At 28.8% G+C, this 7,084-nt stretch carries 7 protein-coding genes; 5 read left to right on the plus strand and 2 right to left on the minus strand.

Annotated elements, in window-relative coordinates:
* The first annotated feature begins 21 nt into the window (after window positions 1-21).
* Together I6E15_RS02315 and I6E15_RS02320 are read left to right on the plus strand one after the other, a co-directional pair.
* Window positions 22-1,371, plus strand: coding sequence for an OmpP1/FadL family transporter (locus I6E15_RS02315; RefSeq protein ID WP_235243911.1), 1,350 nt, complete (start codon window positions 22-24; stop codon window positions 1,369-1,371).
* Between the two features lie 213 nt (window positions 1,372-1,584).
* Window positions 1,585-2,148 carry a TetR/AcrR family transcriptional regulator gene (locus I6E15_RS02320; RefSeq protein ID WP_235243913.1) on the plus strand — a complete coding sequence of 188 codons (564 nt, stop codon included), beginning with the start codon at window positions 1,585-1,587 and terminating at the stop codon, window positions 2,146-2,148.
* Window positions 2,149-2,191: 43 nt separating this feature from the next.
* Here I6E15_RS02320 and I6E15_RS02325 read toward each other — a convergent pair whose 3' ends face one another.
* Window positions 2,192-3,115: an NAD(P)/FAD-dependent oxidoreductase gene (locus I6E15_RS02325; RefSeq protein WP_235243915.1), complete on the minus strand. Its 924-nt coding sequence runs from the start codon at window positions 3,113-3,115 to the stop codon at window positions 2,192-2,194.
* A 16-nt stretch (window positions 3,116-3,131) separates the two neighbouring features.
* Window positions 3,132-3,761 carry an MBL fold metallo-hydrolase gene (locus tag I6E15_RS02330; protein WP_235243917.1) on the minus strand — a complete coding sequence of 210 codons (630 nt, stop codon included), beginning with the start codon at window positions 3,759-3,761 and terminating at the stop codon, window positions 3,132-3,134.
* A 148-nt stretch (window positions 3,762-3,909) separates the two neighbouring features.
* Here I6E15_RS02330 and I6E15_RS02335 point away from each other — a divergent pair, with 148 nt between their 5' ends.
* From I6E15_RS02335 to I6E15_RS02345, 3 genes are read left to right on the plus strand one after another with little or no spacing between them, the layout of a single operon-like run.
* The gene (locus I6E15_RS02335) at window positions 3,910-4,677 is read left to right on the plus strand and encodes an ABC transporter permease (RefSeq protein ID WP_235243919.1); all 768 of its coding nucleotides are present in this window, start codon (window positions 3,910-3,912) and stop codon (window positions 4,675-4,677) included.
* Window positions 4,670-5,392 (plus strand): ABC transporter ATP-binding protein, encoded by a 723-nt coding sequence (locus I6E15_RS02340; RefSeq protein ID WP_235243921.1) that lies wholly within the window; start codon window positions 4,670-4,672, stop codon window positions 5,390-5,392. Before I6E15_RS02335 ends, I6E15_RS02340 begins: the two co-directional genes overlap by 8 nt.
* Before the next feature lie 52 nt (window positions 5,393-5,444).
* On the plus strand, window positions 5,445-6,383 hold the full coding sequence (locus I6E15_RS02345) for an NrtA/SsuA/CpmA family ABC transporter substrate-binding protein (protein WP_235243923.1): 939 nt from the start codon (window positions 5,445-5,447) through the stop codon (window positions 6,381-6,383).
* Window positions 6,384-7,084 lie beyond the last annotated feature (701 nt).

Genomic DNA, 7,084 nt, shown 5'->3' on the forward strand with positions numbered 1-7,084 from the left:
TTTATATGGAGGAAAATAAATATGAATTTAAAACAAATTACCATAGCAAGCTTAATTTTAAGCTCAGTATCTTTCGGAGCTTCAATAGATTTAGTACAAAACTATTCAGCTGAATATGCTGGAAATCCAGCTCAACAAGGAGCTATAAATTATGGTTCAACTGTATATTTTAACCCAGCTGGACTTTCTCAATTAGAACAAGGAACATATTTTGTTGGTGGAGTTCAAGTAGCTTTTGGAAAACAATCAATGACAAATGGAAAAGAATATGACGCAGATTTATTTTCACCAATCCCTAACTTTGCAGTTTATAAAGTTGTAGATGATGGAGCTTATTTCTGGACTTTAGGTGCTTATGCTGGTGGAGCTTCTTTAGAATATGAAGATGGTATTCCTTTACCAACTATTGGAGAAGTTATGGAAGGTAAGTTGCCTCCTTTATCAAGTGTAGACCCCAACCTTCTACCTACATTAAAAAAATTATTATCTACAAATATGAATGACGTTTTAACAGGAACTAATGTAAAAGGTTCAAATCAATATGTTCAAACTACTATTGGTAGAACTTGGAAAGTAGATGAAAAATTATCTACATCTTTTGGAGTAAAAGCTGTTTATGGAATGAGAAACTTAAAAGCTAATACATCTTTTAAAGATGGACTATCTTTACCTATTGGTAATGGTATTCCTTTAGATGGAAGTGCTTCAATAGATTCTGAAAGAACTGGTTATGGATTTGGATTTCAATTAGGGCTTAACTATAAATTCTCAGACAAATTAAATCTTGGTTTAAGATATGATAGTAGAGTAAAAATGGATTTTAAAACAGATGCTGATATAAAAGATACAACTGGTATTGAAGCCTTACAAATGGATAAAATTATTTCCAATGGATTATTAGGAATATATCCAGCTTATGCTGATGGTATAAAAACAAGAAGAGATTTACCAGCAATATTAGCTCTTGGAGCTTCATATAAAGTAACTGACAAATGGACAACATTTATTGGTGGAAACTATTATTTTAATAAAGATGCAAAAATGGACAGAATAGGAAATGATCCTGGAAGATATGATTATGATAATGGTTGGGAAATATCTGTTGGTTCAGAATACTGGATCAATGATAAATTTGCTTGGCTAGCTGGAGCTAACTACGCTGACACTGGTGCAAAGAAAACTACTTATGCTGCAACTGAATATGCTATAAATTCATTTATCATTGGAACTGGTATCAAATACAGACCAGACGAAAATACTGAATGGACAGTTGGTTATAATCACTATTTCTATGACACAACTTCTTTCAATGGTGTAGAATATGAGAAAAAAATAGCTAGTATTGGATTTAACTTTGTAAAAAAATTCTAATAAACTAATAAAATAAAATTATATTGACTGTTATAGTTATTAAAAATTTATAAAATTATTGGTATACTATAACAGTTTTTTAAATATATATTTTTTATTTTTAGATGGGGGAAATTCTTTTTTATTAGGGAAATATTTAATTTATCATTTACATTTTTATAAAAATATAGTATCATAAGATTACATCATTAATTTTTTTGGGGAGGGGAATTTATGCCAAAAAAAGTTATTTTTAGTAAAGAGATAGTTTTTAATAAAGCTTTTGAAATGTTTGAAAAACAAGGGTTAGATGTTATTACTGCTAGAAATTTAGGAAAAGAGTTAAAAGCTTCTCCTGCTCCTATATATTCTAACTATTCATCAATAGATGAGCTTAAAGAGGAGTTAATTACAGTAGCTAAAAATAGATTTATGGAATACATAAAAAGACCTTTTACTGATTTAGAATATCTTAATATCGGTATGGGAATTTGTGTTTTTGCTAGAGAAAATAAAGAACTTTTCAGATCTATTTTTTTAAGAGAACAATCTTTCACTGATATTATTAGAAGATTTAGAGATTCTGTAAAAGCTGAGATAGAAAAAGATGAAAGATTTACTGGACTTCCAGTAGAATTTAAAGATGAACTTCTTTTAGATTGTTGGATTTTTGCTCACGGATATTCTACCCTTATTGCAACTGGATTTATTAATCCAACAGATGAAGAAATCAAAGAAAGACTTATGGCTGGAGCTGGAGCTATTCTTTACAAAAGACTTGGAGAACTAAAAAAATAAAAAATTGAGGTTGAACACATTTTTGTGAACAACCTCTTTTTCATTAATTTTTCTTATTTTTTAATATATATTTTACAACTTCCATTCCAGCAATAGTTCCATCATTAACAGCTGTTGTTACCTGTCTAACCTTTTTAGCAACCATATCTCCAGCTACATAGATTCCTTCAACTTTTGTTTTCATAGTATCGTCTGTTTCAACAAATCCAGCCTTATCTAAAGTTGCAAACTCTCCTATAAGTTCAGTTAAATTTTTTGTTCCAAGATAAAGGAAAGCATACTGAGTAGGAAACTCCTTTTCCTCTCCGTCGATTAAAACTTTTGCACTTTCAAGATATTCTCCACCTTTTAACTCTTTAATCTCTGCTCCAAGATAGATTTTTACTTTTTCATTTTCTTTAAGAAGTTTTAAAGATTCTTCACTACATTTAAACTCACTATCTTTTATAAAAATATTTATCTCTTTTGAAAATCTAGTTAGGAACAATGCCTCCTCAGCTACCTCTTCCCCTTGTCCAAATAAAGAAACTATCATATTTCTTGTAAAAGCTCCATCACAAGTAGCACAGTATGAAACTCCTTTACCTAAAAATTCTTTCTCTCCTGCAAGTTTTTTTCCAGAATTTTTTCCAGCTCCAAGAGCCATAACTATTGTTCTTGCCTCGATATTATCAACATCTGTTTTAACTATTTTTGGATCAGAATATATATCAATCCCTAAAAAAGTTCCTTCCATAAATTCTACACCAAATCTTTTTGCTTGGTCCTTCATTTTAGAAAGTAACTCTTTTCCAGTTATCTCCTCAGCAAATCCTGGATAATTTTCAATAGAATGAGCCATCGCTAAACTTCCAACTCCAGATTTTTCTACAACCAAAACAGAAAGATTACTTCTTCCTGCATATATTCCAGCTGTAAGACCTGCTGGTCCTCCACCTACAACAACTAAATCATATACTTTTTTCATAATACCTCCTTAAAAACTAAATTATTCCTAAAGATGTTAAAAATATTCTCTCTTCCCCTATTGTTGTACTTTCAGTATGTCCACTATATACAACTGTTTCACTTGGAAGTTTGCAAAGTCTTCTTAAACTATTGAAAAGTTGCTCTCCACTACTTCCCGGAAAATCATATCTTCCAAAACTTCTTCTAAACATTGTATCTCCAGATATTAAAATTTTATCTTCCTCGTCAAAGAAACATTTTGAACCTACTGTATGTCCCGGAGTATCAATCACTCTGAATTTTCCAACAAAATCTCCACCTTTTATTCTTTTAAAAGGTCCGTTATAAACAAAATTTATTCCAAAAATATAGTTAGAATGGCTTAAATTAGAGTCAACTAAACACTCAGCATCTTCATCTCCTATAAAAACTTTTGCATCTGGAAATAGAGATTTTACTCTATTTAATCCACAAATATGATCTGAATGTCCGTGTGTCAAAATTATATATCTTAAGTCTAAACCTTTTTCTTCTATAAAATCCACTATTTTATCTACTCTTTCTCCCTCACAATCAAATAGATAAGCTATTTTATCATCGTCCCAAGCCAAATAACTATGTGTCATAAGTCCTGCAGGATTAGTTATAAATTTTTTAACTTCCATTATCTACCTCCATTTTTTTTATCCTTAAGAATATAATATCATTTTTTATTTAGTTTTTCAAATCATTCCTTGGACTTTTTTTATTTTACTTGATTTTATATTTCTACTGTGCTAAAATGAAGATTATAAAATAATTTAGAAAGGCAAAATGATGGGCAATAAAAATATTTTCAAAAAATTTATTTTATTTTTTATAATTATTCTAATTTGGTGTTTTGGTTCAAGTATAAATTTATGGAATCCATTTTTAATTCCACCACCAACTAAGGTTATCAATACTTTTTTTCTATTACTTTCTAATGGAAAACTTTTTCATCATCTTTTTGCTAGTTTTTTTAGAATAGTTTTAGGATTTGCTATCGCTTTTTCTTTTTCTGTTCCCTTAGCTATAATTTTTGGGATTTTCCCAAAAATTTATATATATTTTCAAGGGATTTTGGAATTTTTAAGACATACACCTCCTCTATCTCTTATGCCACTTATAATTTTATGGTTTGGAATAGGTGAAACTTCAAAGGTTATAATTATAATCCTTGCATCTTTCTTTCCACTTTTTCTTAATACTCTTAAGGGACTAAGCTCTTGTGATAAGAAACTTATAGAGGTGGGGCAAGTTTTTGGATTTAATAAATGGCAGATTTTTAAAAAAATTATTATTCCAAATGCTATACCGGATATTTTACTTGGAATAAAACTTGCAGTTGGTTATTCTTGGAGAGCTATAATTGGAGCTGAGATGATAGCTGCTTCATCAGGTTTAGGTTATCTTATACTTGACGGACAGATTCTTTCAAGAATAGATATTGTTATTATTGGAATTTTATCAATTGGAATTTTTGGAACTTTAACAGATGGTATTTTAGAAAAAATAATAAATAATTTTCTAAAAAAGAGAGGAGTTGGATTTAATGGGTAAATTTGTCCTAAAAAATTTAGAAAAAACCTTTGAAAATCTTGATGATAATAACACTCTTTTTAAAAATATAAATCTTGAGATTTTAGATAATAAAATAACTGTCATACTTGGTAAAAGCGGTTGTGGTAAAACTACTCTTCTTAGGATTATAGCTGGACTTGAAAAAATATCTTCTGGAGAGATAAAATATTTTGATGATACAGACAAAGAAATTAAAGATTTTAAAATAGGATTTGTATTTCAAGAAAGTCGTCTTATGCCGTGGCTCACTGTTTCTGAAAATATAAAAATCTACGACTTAGAAAATAAGATTACTTCTTCGGAAATAGATAATCTTTTAGATTTAGTTTCTCTTAAAAATTGTAAAAATTTTTTACCTAGTGCTTTATCTGGAGGAATGAGCAATCGTGTGGCTATACTTCGTGCTTTGGCTTACAAACCTGATATTTTATTGATGGACGAGCCTTTTTCAGCCCTTGATTATTTTACAAGAAAAAATCTTCAACAAACCCTTATAAATATTTTTAAAAGCACAAAAAAAGGAATAATTTTTGTAACCCACGATATTGATGAGGCGATAACTTTAGCTGATAGGATTATTGTTATCTCTGACAAAAAATTTACAACTTTTGATATATCAAATCCTCAACCTAAGGATATTGATAAAATTGAATACTTAAATTTAAAAAAAGAAATTAAAAATTTATTAAAATAATTGAAAGGAGGTTGGCTGTTACAATTTTTAATATTGTAACAACCCAAAATCTATGAAAAAATTTATTACTGTTTTACTTGTTGTTTTGGGAGTTTTCACTGGTTGCTCTAAAGAGAAAAAAGAGGAATTTCCAAAAGTTTTAAATCTTACTTATGTTAAAGCACCTCTTAACATTCCATCTATTCTTGGAAGAAATGACAAGATTTTTGAAAATGAGTTTGCTAAAGAGGGAACTGAGGTTAAATTTTACGAGCTTACTACAGGACCTGAACAAATTCAAGCTCTTGCATCTGGACAAATGGATTTTCTTTATGCTCTAAGTGCTCCATCAGCTCTTATTGGTGCGTCAAATGGAGTTAATTTAAAACTAACTGGAGTTTATACTAGAGCTCCAAAAGTATTTATGATTTTAACAAAAGATGAAAATATAAAAAGTCCAAAAGACTTTGTAGGTAAAAAAATAGTTGGACCAAAGGGAACTATACTTCATCAACTTTTAGTTACTTATCTTAATACAGAAAATGTAAGTGTAGATGATACTGAATTTGTAAATATGGGACTTCCTGGAGCTATGTCAGCTCTTTTAAATGGCAGTGCCGATATTGCTTTACTTGCTGGACCAGTGGCTTTAAATACTATTAAATCTGGTGCAAAGGTAGTTACTACTGGAGAAGGACTTGTACAAGGGTTAGTTGTTACAGCTGTAAGAGGGGATTTCTTAGAAAAATATCCTAAAGCTGTTGAAAAATTTAAAACTATCAATGATAATATAGTAAAAACAATCTATAATGATTTTGATAGTATTGTTGATAAAGTTGCAAAAGAGGTTGAAAATACTCCTGAAGAAGTTAGAACTATGTTCCCTTTTTATGATTTTAATCCTGAGATAACAGAAAATGATATCAAAGATTTAAAAGCTACTCAAGAATTTTTAATCGCTAACGGACTTCAAGAAAAACCAATCGATATTGAAAGCATTATTCTAAAATAACAAAAAATATAAAGAAGGGCTGTCTGAAATTTTTTATTTTCCAAACAGCCCTTCTATATTATTTCCTCGATCGTGATACATCTTCTCCTTTTAGATAACTAAGTATCTACTTTATTTATATATAAATTCTTCAGCATATCTACCACGAATTCTCATCACTAGCATTTTCTTTCCTCTAAAATCAACCCTAAATAACTTTTATTATTTTAGTTATTTACACTTTTTTAATAACACCAGAGACTTATCTTAAAATATTTTCTTCCACTACTATTAATAACGAAAATAAGATATACACTCCCTAGAGTCCTACCGAATATTAGCCATACTTTAATAACACTTCCAAAAATATTATATGATAGTTACACCTTTTTCTTTGTCCTCTGAAACTATAATTTACTTTTAATTAAATTATAATTTCCTTGCATCTCTTCCCATTGGTATCACCTCTTTCTATTTTTTATAATCTATTTATATTTTATAAATTTTTTATAAAACCTTATTTATTAGTGTCCTCTGAAAATTATCTAAAAAATATACTTTTTATTATAATTTTCTATCTCCTTGTCCCATCGGAATCACCTCGTTTATCTTTTTGACTACTAATTTATACCTCATAAAATTTAATTTGTCAATAGTTTTTTTAAAAATTATTTAAAAAATATATTAAATTTTTCTTTTAATTTTTATAAACTTTCTAATTA

It is taken from the genome of Fusobacterium perfoetens (genome assembly GCF_021531475.1).
Taxonomy (GTDB): domain Bacteria; phylum Fusobacteriota; class Fusobacteriia; order Fusobacteriales; family Fusobacteriaceae; genus Fusobacterium_B.